This window comes from Klebsiella sp., from assembly GCF_027492335.1.
Classification (GTDB): Bacteria; Pseudomonadota; Gammaproteobacteria; order Enterobacterales; family Enterobacteriaceae; genus Klebsiella; species Klebsiella huaxiensis.
On the sequence record NZ_JAPUEW010000048.1, the window covers coordinates 17,609 to 37,324 of the forward strand.

A 19,716-nucleotide genomic window follows, 5' to 3' on the forward strand; every position below is an offset into this window, starting at 1 on the left:
ATTAATGTGCGCTATGGTTGTAATGAAAGACCGGGAGGCCCAGCTTCCAGCGCAGTGCCAGCATGCGGGCGGTAAAGCCGAACAGCAGGGTGGAAATAACCACCACATCGTGGCTGCTGACGTAGTGCTGTAGGGCAATATAAAGAACGGCGGCGGCGAACGAGACCCCAGCGTACAGCTCTTTCTGAAACACCAGTGGGATGCGCTTGCAGAACATATCGCGCAGTACGCCGCCGAAGACGCCGGTTATCACTGCGGCAATGGAGGCGATCACCGGGCCTTCGCCCATATCCAGTGCGATCTGAGCGCCGATGATTGAGAACACCACCAGGCCCAGGGCATCCAGTACCAAAAACAGGCGGCGCAGATGCGGCATGACCGGTGCGGCGATGGTAGTCAGGACCGCGGCGACGGCGACAATAATGACGTATTCAGGATGTTGCACCCAGCCCAGCGGGTAGTGGCCAAGCAGAATGTCGCGCACCGAACCGCCGCCCAGGGCCGTCGCGGTTGCGATGATAATAACGCCGAACGTATCCATACGGCGGCGCCCTGCAGCCAGTGCACCGGTCATCGCTTCCGCCGTAATACCAATTAAATAAAGAATATGAAGCAGCATAGTTCCCCCACAATGATGGCGAAAGGTTAGTGATTTGTGCGGAAGATCACGATTGAGATTTTCTAAAGTGAATGAGTCTGGCCAGGAAAAAGTAATGCGTATGTTGTTTTTATTGCCTTTTAAATAGGGTTTGTTGGTTATTTTTAAAATTCTATAGATTAGAAAAAATAATGATTAAGGCGTTATTCTGTATCTATATTGTATACGCTATGAATACCTAATATTTAACTCTCGACCTTTATGCTTTTATTTTCCTTATTCAAGGCATGAGAAAATGACCACAGTCGCTGACAATAAAAATTATCTGACCCGCCTGATTGCCGTTGTTTTAACGGGAGTGCTGGCCGGCCTATCAGGTATGGTTCTGGCGATGATTTTACATGCGATTCAACACCTGGCTTTTGGCTATAGCCTTGAACGGATCGTCGGATCGGAGTCATTTTTACAGGGTGTAACGGCTTCGCCCTGGCCTCGTCGTATCACGGCAATAGTGGCAGGTGGTGCGATAGCAGGATTCGGCTGGTGGCTGCTTGCGCGCTATGGTCAGAAGCGGATTTCTATCGCGGCGGCTGTGGCTAAACCTTCTGTGCCAATGCCTACCGGGACGACGACTCTCCATGCACTGTTGCAGATAGTCACCGTTGCGCTGGGATCTCCCCTGGGACGCGAGGTAGCTCCGCGGGAAATGGGGGCGCTGGGGGCCGGTATAGTGGCGCGTAAAATGGGGCTTTATGAGGATGAAACCCGAACGCTGATTGCCTGTGGTGCCGGAGCGGGCCTGGCGGCAGTGTATAACGTTCCTCTGGCGGGCGCGTTGTTTAGCCTTGAAGTGATGCTGCTGTCGTTTAGCTGGGAAAAAACGCTGGCGGCTATCATCACGTCGGCTATTGCTGCATGGACGGCAACATTGGGGCTGGGTGATGAATCGCAATACCATTTTACTTCCGGCGTGCTTCCGCATTCATTTCTCTGGTGGGCGATTATCGCGGGGCCCATTCTTGGTACCGGGGCCTGGCTTTTTCGCAAAGCAACCAGCACCGCTCGCTCGCACGTTCGAACGAACTGGCAGATGCCGGTTTTCTGCCTGCTGGCATTTTCCCTGCTTGCCGTCCTGAGTCTCCATTTCCCCCAGCTTCCGGGAAATGGCAAAGGGCCTATGCAGCTGACTCTCAGCGATGAGTTGGGTTTCCCTGGGGCGGCGATACTGTTGGTGTTAAAAATGGTCGTCATCCTGGCGGTGCTGCGCGGAGGCGCGGAGGGCGGGCTACTGACGCCGGGGCTGGCGGTAGGCGGTCTGAGCAGCCTGCTGCTATGCATGCTCTGGCAGCAGATATTTCCCGGAGGGGATTACAGCAGTTTTGCTCTTGTCGGCGCAGCGGCATTTCTTGCCGCATCTATGCAGATGCCGCTAACGGCGGTAGTACTGGTGATGGAGTTTACCCATATGGGTCACAGCTATCTGGCTCCCATGCTGCTGTGCGCGGCGGGGGCATTTTTAACCTGTCGGGTGTTGGATAAAAAGTATTTCTTCTGAGATGTGCTGAAAATAAAAAAGGGCCGGAGTGTTGGCCCTTAATGTTGGTAGAACCCGATGTTACTCGATGTTCTGGATCTGCTCGCGCATTTGCTCAATCAGTACTTTCAACTCGATTGCAGATTTCGTCACTTCAGCATTAATGGATTTAGACGCCAGCGTGTTTGATTCGCGGTTAAACTCCTGCATCATAAAGTCGAGACGGCGGCCGACTGCTTCTTTCTTCTTCAGGATGTTCCACGTCTCTTTGACGTGTGCTTCCAGGCGATCCAGCTCTTCGGCGACGTCAATGCGCTGCGCCATGAGCACCAGCTCCTGCTCCAGACGGTTGTTTTCCAGCTGCACTTCCGCGTCTTCCAGCTTAGAGACCAGACGCTCACGCTGCCATTGCAAGATTTCCGGCATATGGGCGCGCACTTTGGTCACTTCGGCGGTCACGCCATCAAGCCGCTGTTCGATAAGCGCCTTCAGTGCCTGACCTTCGGTTTCGCGAGCGACGATAAAGTCATCCAGCGCGCCATTCAGCGCGTTCAGAATTTCAGCGGCAATGGCGTCCAGATCCTGCTCATGAGCAGACATAACGCCAGGCCAGCGCAGGATGTCGACCGGGTTGATTTCGCCTTCGTCGCTCTGCATTTTTACCCAGTTGGCGGCGTTAACTAGCTGCTTTGCCAGTTTTTCGTTGAGAATCAACTCGCCCTGGGCGCTCGGATCCTGCTCAAAACGCAGGGTACATTCGACTTTACCGCGGGTCAGACGGGAGCGAATACGCTCGCGTACAACAGGCTCCAGGCTACGAAACTGCTCCGGCAGACGGAAATAGGTTTCCAGATATCGTTGGTTTACCGAGCGCAGTTCCCACGCGGCGCTACCCCATTCACCCTTGATTTCACGCCGGGCGTAGGCGGTCATACTGCGGATCATAGACGTTCCTGTTTTTAAAGGAGAGTGGTGGGGATTATAGCTTTCGAGGCCTTATCAGGATAGGAATAAGCACGCATTATCCGTATAATGCGCAGCCACATTCGTTTCAAGCCGGAGAGAACCTCATGCGTCCAGCAGATCGTAGCGCTAACCAAGTGCGCCCAGTAAGCTTTACCCGTAATTATACGAAACACGCAGAAGGCTCCGTGCTGGTCGAATTCGGTGACACCAAAGTATTGTGTACCGCTTCTATCGATGAAGGTGTTCCGCGCTTTCTGAAAGGCCAGGGTCAGGGTTGGATCACCGCAGAATATGGCATGCTGCCACGTGCGACCCATACCCGTAACGCGCGTGAAGCTGCGAAAGGTAAGCAGGGCGGGCGTACAATGGAAATCCAGCGCCTGATCGCGCGTGCGCTGCGTGCTGCGGTTGACCTGAAAGCGCTGGGTGAATTCACTATTACGCTGGACTGCGACGTGCTGCAGGCCGACGGTGGAACCCGCACCGCCTCTATCACCGGAGCCTGCGTTGCGCTGGCCGATGCGCTGAACAAATTGGTTGCAGCCGGTAAGCTGAAAACCAACCCGATGAAAGGTATGGTGGCGGCGGTCTCCGTCGGTATCGTCAAAGGCGAAGCGCTTTGCGATCTGGAATATGTCGAAGATTCCGCGGCGGAAACAGATATGAACGTAGTGATGACCGAAGACGGTCGTATCATTGAGGTGCAGGGCACGGCGGAAGGCGAACCGTTCACCCACGAAGAGCTCCTCACCCTCCTGGCGTTGGCCCGAGGGGGTATCGAATCCATTGTGACGGCGCAGAAAGCGGCGTTAGAAAACTAGTTTTTAAGGCGACTGAAAAGTCGCCTTTTTTATATCTGTAGAAAAGTATGATGAGGAGCGAATCCATGAAGCCGTATCAGCGCCAGTTTATTGAGTTTGCGCTTAGCAAGCAGGTCCTTAAGTTTGGCGAATTTACGCTGAAATCCGGGCGTAAGAGCCCCTATTTCTTCAACGCCGGCCTGTTTAATACCGGGCGCGATCTGGCATTGTTAGGCCGTTTTTACGCCGAAGCGCTGGTGGATTCCGGGATTGATTTTGATCTGTTGTTTGGCCCTGCGTACAAAGGTATTCCAATCGCCACCACCACGGCGGTCGCGCTGGCGGAACACCATGACCGCGATCTGCCTTACTGCTTTAACCGTAAAGAGGCGAAGACTCACGGCGAAGGCGGCAACCTGGTGGGAAGCGCTCTACAGGGCCGCGTGATGCTGGTGGATGACGTCATCACCGCAGGTACTGCGATTCGTGAATCAATGGAAATTATTCAGGCCAACGGCGCGAAGTTAGCCGGTGTACTGATTTCTCTGGATCGCCAGGAGCGCGGACGCGGCGAAATCTCCGCGATTCAGGAAGTCGAGCGTGATTACGGCTGCAAAGTGATTTCTATTGTGACCCTGAAAGATCTGATCAGCTATCTGGAAGAGAAGCCGGAAATGGCTGAACATCTGGCGTCGGTTCGCGCCTATCGCGAAGCGTACGGGGTATAAGAATCGACCCGGCAGGTCAATACCTGCCGGGTAGGTTTCAAACCAGTTTTGCCCCTTGTGCATTGACGTAGAGCGAGTAAATCGAGGTGCTGGAGGCCATAAACAGGCGATTGCGCTGCTCGCCGCCGAAGCACAGGTTAGCGCATCGTTCCGGCAACTGAACGATGCCGATGTTTTTCCCTTGAGGATTAAAGACGCGCACGCCATCAAGCTCCTCGCTGCCCGTCCCCCAACCGCACCACAGATTACCGTCCATATCGCAGGCGATACCGTCGGCGGTGCCGTTACCGCAGTCAATATGTACTCTTTTATTTTTCAACTCGTTATCAATCACGTCCCACGCGAGTATTAACCGATTTGGCGTCGCGCGGCTCTCCACGACGTACAGCGTTTTCTCATCGGCGGAGAAACAGAGTCCGTTTGGCCCTTTCACATCGCCCAGCATGACGCTCAGCTTACGGCTTTCCGGATCCAGCCGATAAACGTTCTGCGGCAGTTGCGGCGTGGCTTTATGTCCTTCGTAGAACCCGCTGATGCCGAAAGGCGGATCGGTAAACCAGATACTGCCGTCTGACTTCACGACGATATCGTTTGGTGAGTTCAGCGGCTTGCCGTCAAAACTATCCGCCAGTACGGTAATGGTGCCATCGTATTCGGTGCGGGTAATGCGTCGGGTATCATGTTCGCAGCTAATCAGTCGCCCCTGCCGGTCGCGGGTATGGCCGTTAGCGTAGTTTGCCGGATGACGGAACACGCTAGTTTCACCAGTAGCTTCATCCCAGCGCATGATGGCGTTGTTGGGGATATCGCTCCAGAGCAACATGCGCGTATCGCCAAACCACACAGGCCCTTCCGCCCAGCGAAAACCGGTTGCAATCTGCTCGACTTTTGCGCTGGCAAGCATATAGCGGCGAAAGCTATCATCCACTGCCACAATACGTGGATCGGGATAACGTGCAGATGGTGCCCAGGCCGCGAAACTTTTTTGGCTTACCAGTAATGATGCGGTTGCCAGACCTCCCAGTTTGAGCAATTCCCGCCGTGATGTCGCCATCAGCCTTCTCCTTATCCGATAAAAAGAAACGATTTACGGATGTTAGGAGAGAGTGCGGATTGAAAACATCTGGCAATTCAACGAATTGTCCTGGGCTTTATGACAGAAAAATCAAAAAGGAGATGCAGCCATTGTGGCTGCATATAAGGTGCGGATTACTGCAGCTGGGCGGCGACCAGCGGCCAGCGAGCGTCAAAATCATCGGTCGGACGATATTTAAACTCACTGCGCACAAAGCGCGACAGCATCCCTTCACAGAATGCCAGCAGCTGTCCAGCCAGCAGGGCTTCATCGACGGTGTAGCCTTCGCCCTCGCGCATTTTCTTTTCACGCAACACCTGGCGTAGCTGTACTTCAATGCGCTCAAACAGTTGATTGATTCGATCCTGCAATCTGTCCTGTTCAAACATCAGCGCATGGCCGGTCAGAATTCTCGTCAGCCCAGGATTACGCTCGCCAAACCCAAGAATCAACAGTACGATCAGGCGCAGGCGCGCTGAAGTATCTTTTTCATCTTTTAAAATCAAATTGATGCGCGTAATCAGGCTGTCTTCGATAAACTCGATCAGGCTGTCAAACATGCGGGTTTTGCTGGGAAAATGTCGGTACAGAGCCGCTTCGGATACGCCAACGGACGCCGCCAGTTTCGCTGTGGTAATGCGCTGACTCCCATCGCTGGATTCAAGCATCAACGCCAGAGACTGAAGTATTTCTTCGCGACGATTCCTTTTCGCAGTTTGTTTTTCTGCCATGTTTTAAAATACCCCTGAAAAAAGCACTTGCCAGGCAGGCATCCGCAAAGCGACCGCAAGCTGCTGCCTGCGGCGATGTTATTGCATTATTACGCTTTGGAATGCAGGTTACACTTTATCCTTCGGGCTGCCCTGCTGTTGGCGGCATCCCGAGTGATTGGGTGTATCGCTGGGCTTATTTACGCCCGGAGTGACCGAAGCCACCTTCGCCACGATCGGTGGCGTCAAAATCTTCCACCAGGTTAAATTCCGCCTGCACGACAGGCACAAACACCATTTGAGCGATACGCTCGCCGGGTTCAATAGTGAAGCTCTGCTGGCCACGGTTCCAGACGGAAACCATCAGCTGGCCCTGGTAGTCAGAATCAATCAGGCCCACCAGGTTGCCCAAAACAACGCCATGCTTATGACCCAGCCCGGAGCGCGGCAGAATCACCGCTGCCAGAGACGAGTCGGCAATGTGAATCGCCAGGCCAGTTGGCACAAGCGTGGTAGCGCCAGGCGCCAGTTCTACGGCGTCATCGAGACAGGCTCGCAGGTCAAGTCCGGCGGAACCGGAGGTGGCATAAGTTGGTAGTGGAAACTGCTGACCAACACGCGGGTCCAGAATCTTAACGTCGATTTTTTTCATCATAACGGGTCACGATCTCGTCGAGTAATAATTGGCCCAGGAGTTCCTTGCGCTCAAGTGGTAAGCGCTTATCTCCCTCTTGCCAGAAAAGGTGTAATGCATTGCTATCGCTGTTAAATCCCTGATTTGGCTGTGAAACATCATTAGCGCAAATCAGATCGAGATTTTTACGGGCGCGTTTTTGCCGTGCGTATTCTTCCACATTATTCGTTTCGGCGGCAAATCCAACGACGTAGGGGCGGTCGGCCTTAAGCGCCGCGACCCCAGCGACAATATCCGGATTTTTAACCATTTTCAGGGTTAATTCATCACCTTGTTTTTTGATTTTTTCTTCGGCGATGGCGACCGCACGGTAGTCAGCAACTGCCGCACAGCCAATAAAAATATGCTGCTGAGAAGCGCTATTTTGCACGGCGGCTTCCATTTCCAGCGCTGTGGTGACATCAATCCTCTGCACAAACGGCGGCGTTGGCAGAGAAACCGGGCCGCTAACCAGCGTCACGTTCGCCCCGCGACGCGCGGCAGCGGCGGCAATCGCGAAGCCCATCTTACCAGAGCTGTGGTTGGTGATATAACGCACTGGATCCAACGGCTCGCGGGTTGGGCCCGCGGTAATCATGATGTTGAGATGTTGCAAATCTTTGACAGGAGAGAAATGCTGCGCGGCCATATCAACAATAGTCAGCGGATCCAGCATTCTCCCTGGGCCGATATCGCCACAGGCCTGGCTGCCGCTATCCGGGCCCCAAACCAGCAGACCGCGTGAGGAGATAACGTCAAGATTATGCTGGGTGGCGGCGGCGCGATACATCTGCTGATTCATTGCGGGCACGACGGCGACTGGCGACGGCGTGGCGAGGCAAATTGTGGAAACGAGGTCGTTAGCCATTCCTGCCGCAATACGTGCAATTAAATCGGCGGTAGCGGGGGCGAGAATCACCAGGTCTGCCCATTTTCCCAGCTCAATATGGCCCATTGCCGCTTCTGCGGCCGGGTCAAGCAGGCTGTCGGAGACCGGATAACCGGATACCGCCTGTAGACTCAGTGGCGTAATGAAGGCTTTGGCGGCTTCCGTCATGGCGACGCGGACATCCGCTCCACGGTCACGCAGGCGGCGCACCAGTTCCGGCGTTTTATAGGCAGCAATACCGCCGCTCACGCCAAGAACGATCTTTTTACCAGCCAGACTTATCATGATTTTTTCCTGTTGCGGTACACCAGAATTCGCGCATCTTATCACAATCCGATCGTCATCGTGTGTCTGGCAGAGATCCACTTTGCGAGCCGCTACGCACGGATAAAATTTGCCGATCAGCAGCGCTGGAAGGCTGTGCCAGGATAGCGTACACAGGAAAGGAGAAGCCGCCATGGATATACAGGAACCCCTGATGCCGAGGGAAAAAATGCAGTGCTACGGTATCGAAGCTTTGTCGGATATTGAGCTGCTGGCGCTGTTTTTACGCACCGGCACGCGCACGCAGGATGTCATAACGTTTTCCCGGGATTTGCTGCAGCGCTTTGGCTCGCTATACGGTCTGCTATCGGCGGAAAAAGAGCAGTTTGATGGGGTTGAGGGGATTGGCCCGGCGACATATGCGCAATTGAAGGGGATTGCTGAGCTGGCGCGGCGCTATTTTTGTATGCGGATAACTGAAGAGCCCTCTCTGGTTACGCCATCGATGACGCGGGAATTTCTGCAAAGCCAGCTGGCTGACGAAGAACGTGAGATCTTTATGGTGATCTTTTTAGATAATCAGAACCGGGTATTGAAACATAGCCGACTTTTTTCTGGTACTCTTAGCCACGTTGAGGTGCATCCGCGAGAAATCGTACGCGAAGCCATCAAAGTGAACGCCGCCGCGGTGATCCTGGCTCATAATCATCCATCCGGTAGCCCTGAGCCGAGTAAGGCCGACAGGTTGATTACCGAAAGAGTGATAAAATGTTGCCGATTCATGGATATACGCGTGCTTGATCACCTTGTTATCGGCCGCGGAGCGTACGTATCTTTTGCTGAGCGCGGCTGGATTTAGCCCCGATCATGCGATCCATCGGGATCTTTGTCTGTTCGGGACTTGAGCACATCGCCGAGTCAGCGTATACTACGCCACCTTTGAGAATCTCGGGTTTGGCATTTGGGCCTGGCAATCGAGAGTTCGCGTGTACACGAAATCATTCAAGTTGTATTGAGGCGGCAAGGGAGTGAATCCCCTGAGCTTACATAGGTAAGTGACTGGGGTGAGCGAGCGCAGCCAACAAAGAGACAGCTTGAAGGATAAAGTGTATAGAACTATGCGATGACCGGGCTGTGAAGCCTGACGAGGCGCCAATACCCCATACGAAGCTCGAGCTAATTTGATTTTTGGAGAATAGACATGTCCCGAGTCTGCCAAGTTACTGGCAAGCGTCCGGTGACCGGTAACAACCGTTCCCACGCACTGAACGCGACTAAACGCCGTTTCCTGCCTAACCTGCACTCTCACCGTTTCTGGGTTGAGAGCGAGAAGCGTTTTGTCACCCTGCGTGTATCTGCTAAAGGTATGCGTGTTATTGATAAGAAAGGCATTGATACAGTTCTGTCCGAACTGCGTGCCCGTGGCGAAAAGTACTAAGTACTTAGAGGAATTAAATCATGGCTAAAGGTATTCGTGAGAAAATCAAGCTGGTTTCTTCTGCTGGTACTGGTCACTTCTATACCACTACGAAGAACAAACGTACTAAACCGGAAAAACTGGAACTGAAAAAATTCGATCCAGTTGTCCGTCAGCACGTTTTATACAAAGAAGCTAAAATCAAATAATTTTAGCTTCCTTGTAAAGAAGAACCCCGCCCTGGCGGGGTTTTTTGTTTCCGTTTTATATTATTTCCCCTCTTCAAAATTTATCACTCAACTCTTCTTCTCGTCGTTAATCATTAACCATATGAATGAAATGGTTTTTCTTGTCTTGCCGGGATGGGATGTTTATTCTTCCGGTACAGAAAACCACCGACAGGGATTGTTATGACGTCATTCATTCCAGATGTTTCATTTATTGATAACAGTGAACAGCGAACCCCCTTAATTCTTGTTCTCGATTGTTCCGGCAGCATGGAGGGCATGCCAATTGCCCAGCTAAATCAGGGGCTCAAGCTGCTGGAAAGCGAACTTAAAAATGATGTTATCGCCGCGAAACGTGTTCGCCTGCTGGTGATTAAATACGGCGGTTACGATGAGTGCCAACTGCATGGTGACTGGTGCGATGCGATGGACTTTACCGCCCCTGTTCTTGAAGCGAGTGGTCTGACGCCAACCGGGCAGGCCGTCAGCCTGGCTCTGGGCGAAATCGAAGCTGAAAAGCAGCGTCTGAAAGCGGCTGGCGTACCCTATACCCGGCCCTGGCTGTTTTTGATGTCGGATGGTGCGCCAACGGATAACTGGCAGGTGGCGGCTCAGGAGTGCTGCGAGGCGCAGGCGGCAAATAAAGTTGCCGTATTTCCGATTAGCGTTGGCGACGAGGCCTCTGAATCAATGGGCCATTTCAGCCGTAGCGGGATTAATGGCGTGAAGCAGCTGAAGGGGCTGCAGTTCCGTGAACTGTTCCTCTGGCTAAGCGCCAGCATGCAGGTGGTGTCGCAGTCAACGCCGGGCGGAAAAGCACAGCTGCCGCCGACTGACAGCTGGTCAGAAATTTCGGTCTGACGCGATGAACTGGCGCGTTTATGCTTCGTCGGTTATCGGCAGCAGCCACCGACAAAATAACCGTCCTTGTCAGGATGCCTTTTGCTATCGCAATTTGGGCGATCGATTTGTTGCTGTCGTTTGTGATGGCGCAGGCTCAGCCGCTTATAGCGAACAGGGGGCGGCTTTGGTTGCCCGGTCGCTGTGTGAGCGCCTGGCGCGATTGACAGTTGTGCCTGATGAAGAGCAAGTCGTGGCGCTGATAGCGGATGTCCGAGAGGCTGTTCTGCTACAAGCCAAAGAGCAGCAGCTTGTCGCGGGTGATTTTGCCTGTACCGTTCTGGCTGCATGGCTGGGCGAAACGCAGTCGCTGGTCCTGCATATCGGTGATGGCGTTGCAGCGCTCACTATCAACGATGAGCAGCACTTCTCTTTACCTGAAAACGGTGAATACGCCAACCAAACCTGGTTCCTCACCAGCCCTGACTGGCGTGAACATTTACGCATCAATCAGTTTGCTGGCAGAGCCATGCAGCTGGTGATGATGTCCGATGGTGTGCAGCCGTTTGCGCTAAACCGCAGCTGTGATGCGCTGTTTTCCCCCTTTATGGACCCTGTCGTAAGCTATTTGCAGCAGGTTTCAGAGGAGAAGGGGAGCGAAGCGATACGCGCCACGCTTGATGACCCTCGCACCTGGGCGATAACCGGTGATGACAAGACGCTTCTGGTAGCTCTGCGTAATGAAGCATAAAAAAATCCCTGGTTGTTATAACGAGCAGCACCGCGCGGTACGTTTGGGGAAACTCATCAAGAGCGGTGGTGCTGGCAGCGTCTACTTCCTGGTCGACGACCCTTCCCGTGTTGCGAAAATTTACCATCCCAATACTGATGCCAGCTATTATCAGCGCAAGCTCCGCGCCATGCTTGCGCAGCGCCCGAAGATCCCCACACCTGCCGACGGTGAGACAATTGTCCAGTTGGCGTGGCCCGACTATTTGCTCTTTGACGAGCGCAAGCGCGTTATCGGCTTTGTTATGCCGGTCCTTGATACCCAGCGCACTATTGAGCTGGAGTATATTTTGCAGTCGCGGCAAGCGAAGGCGCAGAATCTGCCGGAGGGGATCGGCGCAAAAGTAAGTCTGGCCTGCAACCTCGCTACCCTGGTCTCTGCGCTGCATGCGCGACAGCACCGCGTTATCGACATGAAGCCGGTTAACCTGCGCTTCTATCGCGACAGCCTGTATATCGCGCTGCTGGACTGCGATGGTTTTAGCATTCAGGGTGAGGGCGAGCGTTTCCCTGCCGGGCAGTTCACGCCGGATTACCTGGCACCGGAGTTCCAGCGCATCGGGCAGGTACCTGATGAGCAGGAAGAGGCGCAGGACCGTTTTTCTCTGGCGGTGATTATTTTTCAACTGCTCAACCACGGTATTCATCCCTATAGCGGTCGCTCGCAAACAGCGAAGGTGCCTGATGATTTACCCGGTCGTATCGCCGCCAACTGTTATGCCTACGGTATCAATGCGGCAAAAAATATTACCCCGGTACCGGCCAGTACCCACCATCTGCTGCCGACAGAACTGCGTAAGCTGTTCGATCGCGCTTTTAGCGGCTCACCTGCCCGACGCCCTTGCGCCGATGAATGGGCACAGGTATTGCGTCCTTATGCGCTACGCAGTACGCAAAAAATTGTTCTCTGTAGTAAGAAACATCAGCATTTCGCTGGGATGCCATGCCTGGTCTGCGCCCGTGAAAAACAGGTTGTAGAAGGCGTAAAGCAGGCGAAGCAGCATAAGCAAACGCAAACTGTTCGCCAGCGTCCTGCGCCCATCAAGCGCCAGCCTCGCGTTGCGCCAGCCGTTGCGGTACCTCGTCAGCCAACCGTGCCTGGGCCGTTAACGCTGCTGTGGCGCAATATGCGCAGTAAAGTTCCTGCATTTGTTTGGCATGGCGCGCTGGCCCTGATTAGCACGCTGGTGATGGCCATATTAGCGCGTAATTTTACCCAACTGAGCGGTCCCTGGCATGCCTGGTACGATAACGCGGCGTTAATCCTGATTTTTGTCTGGATAGCCGTGATGGGGCTGCTGGCGATTCTTCGGAGTAAACCATAAATGATTACGCCGAAGTTAAAACACCTGTTGGTCATCTTGTCTTTGATTGCGCTTTTTGTTGCGCCGAATATGGTGCTTTTTCTCTGGTCTGCGCCTTTCATGCTGGTGGATAAGCTTTCGTTTTTACCGGCGGCGCTGAATGCTCCCCAGCGTTTATTGCTCTACGGCCTGTGGCTGGGGGGCGCGCTCTACTTTTTCGCCCTGATGTGGGTGGCGATTACCCGCCGCAATAAAGGCTATCTGGCAGCCGCCGTGGCGCAGATTGTTTTTGTCATCGGTGTCACGTTGTTCAATGTGCCCATAGGCGAGCAAAATCAGCGGCGCTGGCAGAGTATGAATCAGCTGGAATTACCCGCCTGGCAGGATTTTTTATATGACCGTCATGCCCGTTTTAACCATATAACCCAGCCGTTTAATCAGCACAATATTATCGAGCTATTCCTCGCGCAGAAAAAACCGCTGACGGAGCTGCCGCTGGGCTGGAATGAAGAAGATGCCGCCGCCGCTGATGCGCTCTGGCAGCAGGCATTGGGCTATCGCGAGCAGGAAGCGAAAGCCCTCACGAAGATGGATGATTACCTGAGCTGGATGCCAGACCGTGGCGATCTGACGCTGGCAACGGCCATCCTGACGCTGACAACGGATGAGAATAAAGCGCAGGCGGAAAGAGTATTTCGCCAGGCAATCGCTATTGAGCCGGAAAACCCTGACGCCTGGCTGGGCTGGGCATTAGCACTGATCCAGTCTCGTGATGATGAGCGGGTGCGAAATTCGCAGTTTCAGCCGCTCACGCAAAGCATTACTAGCGGATTATTGATGGCGGAGGGCCTGAAGGAGAGCCCGCGCCAGCCAGCGCTACAACAGCGGTTAGAGGCGTATATTGCGCAAATGCCGCCCGAAGATCGGCAAATCCTGCAAATTCTGCGGGCCAGAATGCAGACGCGCTCATGCGATTCACCGCTGGCAGAGAATGAAAATAGGGAGGCCGACAAGGTCTTACCCCTGGCGCATTCGATCGTGTTTAAACAAGGCCCCGTGCGTAGCGTCAGTCCGGTTAACGAGCGCTTTCCCGGACATGTGAGCATTGAGGCCGAAAGATATGGAATCACGAAAGAGACGGTGTCTCCGATGCTCTATCCGGCGATAAATAAATTTATCAAGTCGGCGACGGCGGTGCTTTCGGTGGATACCGAGGTAAGCGGCGATCTATTAAACGTGGTGGTCGAATGCAGTAGTGGCGTTCCGGAGTTTGACAAAGCGGCGTTGCATTATGCGCAGCAGTGGCGTTTTCACTCTAACCCGCAGGGAAAGCGCTTGCTGGTGCCGGTGACATTTGTCAGCGATCGTCTGCCTCCTGAGGAGCACTATCGGGAGATGGAATCACGGGCGGCGCGTATCGCCCGGCTGGCGGCCCGGCATAATAAAGCCGGGATGGAAACTGCCGCGCAAGAGATGGTCGCTCAGTTCACCCGGATGAAAGCGCTCTTTCCACAGAAGAAACTCAGCGCGGAAGAGGCGCGAAATCTACAGCTTGTCTACTTCAAAAAGCGGGATAAAAGTCCCAAAGGCAGAATGGAAGGCTTTACTGAAATGACGGAAGCGATGGAAAAGCTGGTCGATACGCATCCGTACTATGCGCCGTTGTTGAAGGATCTGGCGCTGAGAAAGAGCTTTGCTTCCTTTGACGAGAACCGGGCAACGTGGGCGCAGCTGTTGGCGCTGGCTCCGGAGGATCCGCAGGTGTGGATGGCCTGGGGCAGCCTGTGGGCCGAGCGCGATCCGGAACTGTATATCGGCGCGATGATCTACTCTCTGCTGCTACAACCGCTTGCTGAGGATACTGAGCAGAAAATCGCGAATATCAAAACCAAGCTGCTGATGCGGGTTGGCATGGGTGAGCATAGTGCGATTCTTTCGGCAAAAGTTTACGCGAATTATGCCGATATTCTCGGGGAAAGAGCGAAAGGTGAAGATACCGCAAAAGCCGGGAAAATCTTACCTGCGAGCAAAAAACTGGACCGTCATGAAAAGGTCGTTCCTTTTGACCCACCGGTGAGTATGACGGTTGATATCGACCAGAATGAGGTGTTAAACGCGCCTTTCTTCAACGTTAAGTGGAAGACGCCGCAGACGCAGGGTGATAAACGGGCTGAGCTTACCGTTGATATTGATAAAAGCGGCGTTCCGACGCTGGTGCTGGTGAGCAAAAGCAGCGAAGTGGAAGATGATGATGCGCGGGCGGTCGATATGCTGTGGCGCTGGAAATTTAAACCACAGCCCGATGGTAGACAGATAACCGTTGGTGTGAATTTTCAGCACTAACCGCGTCGTTGCCCTCTGAACGAGGTAAAATAGGAACGCCTGCTGTTTTCATATGAGAAAAATATGCCTGAATTACCTGAAGTAGAAACCAGCCGCCGCGGTATTGAGCCGCATCTGGTTGGGGCGACCATCCTGCACGCCGTGGTGCGTAACGGACGCCTGCGCTGGCCGGTTTCCGAAGAGATCTATCGCCTGAGCGACGTTCCGGTTCTCAGCGTGCGTCGCCGCGCTAAATATCTGCTGCTGGAGCTGCCCGACGGCTGGATTATCATCCACCTGGGCATGTCAGGAAGCCTGCGCATTCTGAGCGAAGAGCTGCCCGCAGAGAAACACGATCACGTTGATCTGATCATGAGCAACGGTAAGGTTCTGCGCTATACCGATCCGCGACGCTTTGGCGCCTGGCTGTGGACCAAAGAGCTGGAAGGCCATCCGGTGTTAGCGCATCTTGGACCGGAGCCGCTAAGCGATGATTTCAATGCTGACTATCTCCAGCAGAGGTGCGCGAAGAAGAAAACTGCGATTAAGCCCTGGCTGATGGATAACAAGTTGGTGGTGGGGGTCGGTAATATCTACGCCAGCGAATCGCTGTTCTCGGCGGGGATCCACCCCGACAGGCTCGCTTCATCGCTTTCACGCGACGAGTGCGAGCAATTGGTAAAGGTGATTAAGCTGGTGCTGTTGCGCTCCATCGAGCAGGGCGGTACCACGCTAAAAGATTTCCTGCAAAGCGACGGTAAGCCGGGCTATTTTGCCCAGGAATTACAGGTTTATGGCCGCAAAGGTGAACCCTGCCGTATCTGCGGAACGCCAATTATCGGCAGCAAACATGCGCAGCGGGCGACGTTTTATTGCCGCCAGTGCCAGAAGTAAAGTACGGTAGTTGCGCTTGGTCCGGTAGCCCGGACAGGCGCGTTAAGCGCCGCCTCCGGGAAGACAGCCCTACAGCTTCTTCAGCAGCGCCTGATGTACGTTAGCTGGTAGGAAGTGGGAGACATCCCCCTGGTGGCGCGCGACCTCTTTCACCAGCGAAGAGGAGATAAACGACCACTCTTTGCACGGCATCAGAAACACGCTCTCCAGCGTTGGCATCAGGTGGCGGTTCATGTGCGCCAGCTGCATCTCATATTCGAAATCCGCCACCGCCCGCAGGCCGCGAATCAAAATATTCGCCTGCTGTGCGCGAGCAAAATTGGCCATTAAATCGCTAAAGCCAATCACTTCAACGTTAACCAGATGCGCGGTTGCCTGGGTGGCCAGCGCGATGCGCTCATCGAGAGTAAACATCGGCTTTTTGCTCGGGCTGGCGGCGATAGCCAGCAGCACCTTATCAAACATACTGGCCGCACGGGTGACGATATCGATATGACCGTTAGTAATAGGGTCGAAGGTGCCCGGATAGATCGCTTTTGTGCTCATAATTACACTTTCTCCGAGTAGCCGCGGCTTAGCGCCCACAGCTCGGTGTATTTATTAAACGTATATTGCGCGTTGACCACCGCCAGTAGCCAACCTTGTTTTCCATCCAGAACGCCGCCGCGTAGCAGCAGCGTTTTCACGAAGGCACCCAGCGTATGGCCGAAGATACCGGTCAGCGAGGTCTTCTTACCTTTCTGGTGGCGCTCCTGGGCCCAGGCGGCGGCATAGGCCAGTTGCTTTTGCTGAAAGCCGGAAAAGTCACGGCAGGTCAGATGCAACAGATCGCCCGAGAGTTCGACAACCTGCGCGCCTTTGCTGTCGACAGACTCATGCACCAGATTATCGTTATAGCGGTAATGGTCACGTTCGTACAGGCGCATTACGCGGTCCGGATACCAGCCGCTATGGCGCATAAAGCGGCCAAGAAAATAGTTACGCCGGGCGATGCTGTAGATAGCTCCGCTTTTTGGCGCGGTCAGCACGCTGCGGATGGATTGCTCAAGCTCTGGGGTGACGCGCTCGTCGGTATCGATCATCAGCACGTAGTCGCCGGTGGCGTAGCTCTGGGCGCGCTGGCGCTGAATGCCATAACCCTGCCAGTCGCGATTGATATGAACCTGAGCTCCGAGGCTGCGGGCTAATTCAACGGTGTTATCACTGCTGCCGGAATCCAGCAAAATTACCTCATCGGCCCAGCTTACTGATGCCAGACAATCAGGCAGCAGATCCGCCGCATTTTTGGCGATCATTACGACCGAGAGTCGAGGCGACATTAGTGGCTCCGCTGCGGCAGATAGGGTTGCAGTAACTGTAGCAGACGGGAGAGCGCGCCCTGATTTTGATGCAGCACTTCCACCGCGTGGCGACCGTACCACAGGCGATAATCTTCGTCGGTCAGCAGGTTAGACACCTGGGTTACCAGCGAGCTGGCATCGGTCACAGTAATCAGACCGTCGTCCTGCTGCAGTTTGGCGCAGATATCTTTGAAGTTGAAGGTGTGCGGGCCCATCAACACTGGAATCGCATGGGCGGCAGGCTCCAGCGGGTTATGACCGCCGCGCTCCACCAGGCTACCGCCGACAAATGCGAGGTCGGCAATGCCGTACAGCAGCATCAGCTCTCCCATGGTATCGCCAATCACCACCTGGGTGCTGCTTGACGGGATTTCGCCAGTGCTGCGCAGGGTGTAGCTCATTCCTGCTTTCTGCACCATTTCGCGGGCGTCGCTAAAACGTTCCGGATGGCGAGGGACGAGGATCAGCAGCAGATTGGGGAACGTCTCCAGCAGCTTTTTATGTGCCTGGAGAACAATTTGTTCTTCGCCGTCGTGGGTGCTGGTGGCAATCCAGACCTGACGATGCGGTGCCCACTGGCGGCGCAGGGTGATGGCGCGAGCGGCCAGCTCAGGCGTGACCGAGATATCAAACTTCAGGCTGCCGGTGACTGCCAGTTGATTACGTTTCAGACCAAGGGCGATAAAGCGGTTAGCATCTTCTTCGTTCTGCGCGGCGATAAGTGTGATACGGCTCAGCAGCCGACGCATAAATTTGCCCAGCTTGGCATAGCCCTTCGCCGAGCGCTCGGACAGGCGGGCGTTGGCAATGACCAGCGGGATTTTACGCTTATGCAGCGTGGCGATCATATTCGGCCACAGCTCGGTTTCCATGACGATAACCAGCTTCGGCTGGACGGTATTGAAAAAGCGATTCATCGCGCCGGGCAGATCGTAAGGCAGGTAGACGTGATGCACGTCTTTACCAAAGGCGGACATTGCGCGTTCAGAGCCAGTTGGCGTCATGGTAGTGACGGTGATCGGCAGAGAGGGATAACGATGACGTAACGCACGCACCAACGGGATGGCCGCCAGGGTTTCGCCGACGGAAACGGAATGCAGCAGAATACCATTAGGTTCTACCTTGTTCTGACAGAAGCCGTAACGTTCCGCCCAGCGTTTACGATAGGCAGGGGCCTTACGGCTGCGTAACAGCAGTCGCAGCCACACCAGCGGCTGAATAAGGTAGAGTAGGGCGGTATAAAGCAATTCCAAGCGATTTATCCGTATTAATGTTTTTGCGGGCAAATTCTAAGCATTTAACCCGCGTAAAGCTATCTCTTTGGCGGAAACTAAGGGATTCAGTATTACGCCGCGTCGCGATAGCGCTTGATGCGCAGATAGCGGCGTCCAAGACGCCAGCGTAGGCGGAACGTGCGGGCGTTTTTCCAGATCAGGTTCCAGATACCGCGGTCAAAGAACTCTTTAATGATAATATGCTTTTTTGACTCATCTTTCATGCTATCGAAAGTATGGATAATCCCTAGCCCTTCTTTGGCTATCTGCCAACGGCAGGCGGAAATATCGCGAACCTTGTCCGGATAGCGCTGGTTGATGGCGTCCAGCATCTCCAGAATCTTCATATAGTGGCGCGCCGAACGCATCAGCGTATCGTCGTTGTCCGGCTTGTGCGACACCGATTCAGAGTGAATATAGTAGTCGTAGAACTGCTCGCTGGTGTACTGCACGCGTTCTGCCGCCAGCAGCACTTCCGTGGTCCAGGGAATATCCTGATGGCGCAGGCCGGGCTCAAAGTGGAAGTTGTGACTGGCGATAAACTCGCGACGATAGATGTTCAACCAGGTGACATGCAGGAACTTACGAGAATCCAACGCCTGCTTTAACCACACGTGGCCGGGCAGAACGCCGGTAGACTGCAGCCGATCCAGTGGAAAAATGGGGTGAATATCTTTTTTGCTCTCGTAGACGTAGCGGCCGTTGCAGGTGGCGACGTCAAGATTGCCCTTTTCCGCCATCTCCAGCAGGGTGCGGAACATGCCCGGGTAGAGCTTATCGTCGATATCCGGGAAGGTCAGATATTTACCGGTAGCCACGGCGAGGCCGGTATTACGCGCCACCGAAACCCCCTGATTTTCCTGCTCCAGCACAATCACGTTTTGCAGGCGGTCTTTCCACTGGTCGATGACCGCAAGGCTACCGTCCGTCGACCCGTCGTTCACCAGGATCAGTTCATAGCTTTCCAGCTGCTGTTGCTCAAGGCACTCAAAGAATTGCGCAAGGAATTTTTCGCCGTTATAGACGGCGGCCACGATGCTCAGTAAAGGCGTTTGACTCATAAATCATTCGA

At 54.2% G+C, this 19,716-nt stretch carries 21 protein-coding genes; 11 read left to right on the top strand and 10 right to left on the bottom strand.

All coding sequences use genetic code 11. The annotated features are described in order from the left end of the window. Position 1 precedes the first annotated feature (1 nt). The gene (locus tag QVF11_RS14725; RefSeq protein ID WP_110276954.1) at positions 2-619 is read right to left on the bottom strand and encodes a trimeric intracellular cation channel family protein; all 618 of its coding nucleotides are present in this window, start codon (positions 617-619) and stop codon (positions 2-4) included. Between the two features lie 274 nt (positions 620-893). On the opposite strand from QVF11_RS14725, the gene QVF11_RS14730 reads away from it, so the two are divergent. Then, the gene (locus QVF11_RS14730; protein WP_287857970.1) at positions 894-2,153 is read left to right on the top strand and encodes a chloride channel protein; all 1,260 of its coding nucleotides are present in this window, start codon (positions 894-896) and stop codon (positions 2,151-2,153) included. Between the two features lie 60 nt (positions 2,154-2,213). Here the strand turns inward: QVF11_RS14730 and QVF11_RS14735 are convergent, their stop codons facing one another. Further along, positions 2,214-3,077, bottom strand: coding sequence for a YicC/YloC family endoribonuclease (locus QVF11_RS14735; RefSeq protein ID WP_110276956.1), 864 nt, complete (start codon positions 3,075-3,077; stop codon positions 2,214-2,216). Between the two features lie 125 nt (positions 3,078-3,202). On the opposite strand from QVF11_RS14735, the gene rph reads away from it, so the two are divergent. Continuing rightward, a complete protein-coding gene (gene rph / locus QVF11_RS14740; protein ID WP_110276957.1) occupies positions 3,203-3,919 on the top strand; it encodes a ribonuclease PH in 717 nt (238 codons plus the stop codon). A gap of 65 nt (positions 3,920-3,984) precedes the next feature. Further along, positions 3,985-4,626, top strand: a complete 642-nt coding sequence (gene pyrE / locus QVF11_RS14745; RefSeq protein WP_287857975.1) for an orotate phosphoribosyltransferase — start codon at positions 3,985-3,987, stop codon at positions 4,624-4,626. Positions 4,627-4,663: 37 nt separating this feature from the next. On the opposite strand, the gene QVF11_RS14750 is transcribed toward pyrE, so the two are convergent. From QVF11_RS14750 to coaBC, 4 genes are all read right to left on the bottom strand, one after another. Continuing rightward, positions 4,664-5,680 (bottom strand): SMP-30/gluconolactonase/LRE family protein, encoded by a 1,017-nt coding sequence (locus QVF11_RS14750; protein WP_287857978.1) that lies wholly within the window; start codon positions 5,678-5,680, stop codon positions 4,664-4,666. 155 nt (positions 5,681-5,835) lie between these two features. After that, positions 5,836-6,432 carry a nucleoid occlusion factor SlmA gene (gene slmA / locus QVF11_RS14755; protein WP_110276960.1) on the bottom strand — a complete coding sequence of 199 codons (597 nt, stop codon included), beginning with the start codon at positions 6,430-6,432 and terminating at the stop codon, positions 5,836-5,838. Between the two features lie 175 nt (positions 6,433-6,607). Then, positions 6,608-7,066 (bottom strand): dUTP diphosphatase, encoded by a 459-nt coding sequence (dut, locus tag QVF11_RS14760; RefSeq protein ID WP_167492712.1) that lies wholly within the window; start codon positions 7,064-7,066, stop codon positions 6,608-6,610. Then, positions 7,044-8,258, bottom strand: coding sequence for a bifunctional phosphopantothenoylcysteine decarboxylase/phosphopantothenate--cysteine ligase CoaBC (gene coaBC, locus QVF11_RS14765; RefSeq protein WP_287857981.1), 1,215 nt, complete (start codon positions 8,256-8,258; stop codon positions 7,044-7,046). The genes dut and coaBC overlap by 23 nt, the downstream gene beginning before the upstream one ends. A 172-nt stretch (positions 8,259-8,430) precedes the next feature. On the opposite strand from coaBC, the gene radC reads away from it, so the two are divergent. The 8 genes from radC to mutM all read left to right on the top strand — a co-directional run bounded on the left by radC (position 8,431) and on the right by mutM (position 16,030). After that, on the top strand, positions 8,431-9,096 hold the full coding sequence (gene radC, locus QVF11_RS14770) for a RadC family protein (protein WP_287857983.1): 666 nt from the start codon (positions 8,431-8,433) through the stop codon (positions 9,094-9,096). Between the two features lie 342 nt (positions 9,097-9,438). Next, complete coding sequence (rpmB, locus tag QVF11_RS14775; protein ID WP_002436699.1) at positions 9,439-9,675, top strand: 50S ribosomal protein L28; 237 nt, start codon at positions 9,439-9,441, stop codon at positions 9,673-9,675. A 20-nt stretch (positions 9,676-9,695) separates the two neighbouring features. After that, on the top strand, positions 9,696-9,863 hold the full coding sequence (gene rpmG, locus QVF11_RS14780; RefSeq protein ID WP_003024094.1) for a 50S ribosomal protein L33: 168 nt from the start codon (positions 9,696-9,698) through the stop codon (positions 9,861-9,863). 201 nt (positions 9,864-10,064) lie between these two features. After that, entirely contained in the window at positions 10,065-10,742 is a 678-nt protein-coding gene (locus QVF11_RS14785) for a vWA domain-containing protein (protein WP_287857986.1), read from the top strand. Between the two features lie 4 nt (positions 10,743-10,746). Beyond that, on the top strand, positions 10,747-11,472 hold the full coding sequence (locus QVF11_RS14790; protein ID WP_287857988.1) for a PP2C family serine/threonine-protein phosphatase: 726 nt from the start codon (positions 10,747-10,749) through the stop codon (positions 11,470-11,472). Continuing rightward, entirely contained in the window at positions 11,462-12,835 is a 1,374-nt protein-coding gene (locus QVF11_RS14795; RefSeq protein ID WP_287857989.1) for a DNA-binding protein, read from the top strand. The genes QVF11_RS14790 and QVF11_RS14795 overlap by 11 nt, the downstream gene beginning before the upstream one ends. Continuing rightward, positions 12,836-15,157 (top strand): energy transducer TonB family protein, encoded by a 2,322-nt coding sequence (locus QVF11_RS14800; protein ID WP_287857991.1) that lies wholly within the window; start codon positions 12,836-12,838, stop codon positions 15,155-15,157. It begins immediately after the preceding gene. A 63-nt stretch (positions 15,158-15,220) separates the two neighbouring features. After that, positions 15,221-16,030: a bifunctional DNA-formamidopyrimidine glycosylase/DNA-(apurinic or apyrimidinic site) lyase gene (mutM, locus tag QVF11_RS14805; RefSeq protein ID WP_112216024.1), complete on the top strand. Its 810-nt coding sequence runs from the start codon at positions 15,221-15,223 to the stop codon at positions 16,028-16,030. Positions 16,031-16,099: 69 nt separating this feature from the next. Here mutM and coaD read toward each other — a convergent pair whose 3' ends face one another. From coaD to QVF11_RS14825, 4 genes are all read right to left on the bottom strand, one after another. Then, positions 16,100-16,576 carry a pantetheine-phosphate adenylyltransferase gene (coaD, locus tag QVF11_RS14810; RefSeq protein ID WP_004106901.1) on the bottom strand — a complete coding sequence of 159 codons (477 nt, stop codon included), beginning with the start codon at positions 16,574-16,576 and terminating at the stop codon, positions 16,100-16,102. 2 nt (positions 16,577-16,578) lie between these two features. Beyond that, entirely contained in the window at positions 16,579-17,349 is a 771-nt protein-coding gene (locus tag QVF11_RS14815) for a glycosyltransferase family 2 protein (RefSeq protein ID WP_287857993.1), read from the bottom strand. Beyond that, positions 17,349-18,623, bottom strand: coding sequence for a lipid IV(A) 3-deoxy-D-manno-octulosonic acid transferase (gene waaA, locus QVF11_RS14820; protein WP_287857995.1), 1,275 nt, complete (start codon positions 18,621-18,623; stop codon positions 17,349-17,351). The genes QVF11_RS14815 and waaA overlap by 1 nt, the downstream gene beginning before the upstream one ends. A 92-nt stretch (positions 18,624-18,715) precedes the next feature. After that, the gene (locus tag QVF11_RS14825; RefSeq protein WP_112216021.1) at positions 18,716-19,705 is read right to left on the bottom strand and encodes a glycosyltransferase; all 990 of its coding nucleotides are present in this window, start codon (positions 19,703-19,705) and stop codon (positions 18,716-18,718) included. Positions 19,706-19,716: the final 11 nt, after the last annotated feature.

What these genes read in the sequence shown, in the direction of transcription:
- dut (WP_167492712.1), bottom strand. Translation starts at nt 7,066, where the DNA reads ATGATGAAAAAAATCGACGTTAAGATTCTGGACCCGCGTGTTGGTCAG.
- QVF11_RS14730 (WP_287857970.1), top strand. Translation starts at nt 894, where the DNA reads ATGACCACAGTCGCTGACAATAAAAATTATCTGACCCGCCTGATTGCC.
- slmA (WP_110276960.1), bottom strand. Translation starts at nt 6,432, where the DNA reads ATGGCAGAAAAACAAACTGCGAAAAGGAATCGTCGCGAAGAAATACTT.
- coaBC (WP_287857981.1), bottom strand. Translation starts at nt 8,258, where the DNA reads ATGATAAGTCTGGCTGGTAAAAAGATCGTTCTTGGCGTGAGCGGCGGT.
- QVF11_RS14815 (WP_287857993.1), bottom strand. Translation starts at nt 17,349, where the DNA reads ATGTCGCCTCGACTCTCGGTCGTAATGATCGCCAAAAATGCGGCGGAT.
- QVF11_RS14800 (WP_287857991.1), top strand. Translation starts at nt 12,836, where the DNA reads ATGATTACGCCGAAGTTAAAACACCTGTTGGTCATCTTGTCTTTGATT.
- QVF11_RS14790 (WP_287857988.1), top strand. Translation starts at nt 10,747, where the DNA reads ATGAACTGGCGCGTTTATGCTTCGTCGGTTATCGGCAGCAGCCACCGA.
- rpmG (WP_003024094.1), top strand. Translation starts at nt 9,696, where the DNA reads ATGGCTAAAGGTATTCGTGAGAAAATCAAGCTGGTTTCTTCTGCTGGT.
- pyrE (WP_287857975.1), top strand. Translation starts at nt 3,985, where the DNA reads ATGAAGCCGTATCAGCGCCAGTTTATTGAGTTTGCGCTTAGCAAGCAG.
- QVF11_RS14725 (WP_110276954.1), bottom strand. Translation starts at nt 619, where the DNA reads ATGCTGCTTCATATTCTTTATTTAATTGGTATTACGGCGGAAGCGATG.
- QVF11_RS14785 (WP_287857986.1), top strand. Translation starts at nt 10,065, where the DNA reads ATGACGTCATTCATTCCAGATGTTTCATTTATTGATAACAGTGAACAG.
- mutM (WP_112216024.1), top strand. Translation starts at nt 15,221, where the DNA reads ATGCCTGAATTACCTGAAGTAGAAACCAGCCGCCGCGGTATTGAGCCG.
- QVF11_RS14825 (WP_112216021.1), bottom strand. Translation starts at nt 19,705, where the DNA reads ATGAGTCAAACGCCTTTACTGAGCATCGTGGCCGCCGTCTATAACGGC.
- QVF11_RS14795 (WP_287857989.1), top strand. Translation starts at nt 11,462, where the DNA reads ATGAAGCATAAAAAAATCCCTGGTTGTTATAACGAGCAGCACCGCGCG.
- coaD (WP_004106901.1), bottom strand. Translation starts at nt 16,576, where the DNA reads ATGAGCACAAAAGCGATCTATCCGGGCACCTTCGACCCTATTACTAAC.
- rph (WP_110276957.1), top strand. Translation starts at nt 3,203, where the DNA reads ATGCGTCCAGCAGATCGTAGCGCTAACCAAGTGCGCCCAGTAAGCTTT.
- radC (WP_287857983.1), top strand. Translation starts at nt 8,431, where the DNA reads ATGGATATACAGGAACCCCTGATGCCGAGGGAAAAAATGCAGTGCTAC.
- QVF11_RS14750 (WP_287857978.1), bottom strand. Translation starts at nt 5,680, where the DNA reads ATGGCGACATCACGGCGGGAATTGCTCAAACTGGGAGGTCTGGCAACC.
- rpmB (WP_002436699.1), top strand. Translation starts at nt 9,439, where the DNA reads ATGTCCCGAGTCTGCCAAGTTACTGGCAAGCGTCCGGTGACCGGTAAC.
- QVF11_RS14735 (WP_110276956.1), bottom strand. Translation starts at nt 3,077, where the DNA reads ATGATCCGCAGTATGACCGCCTACGCCCGGCGTGAAATCAAGGGTGAA.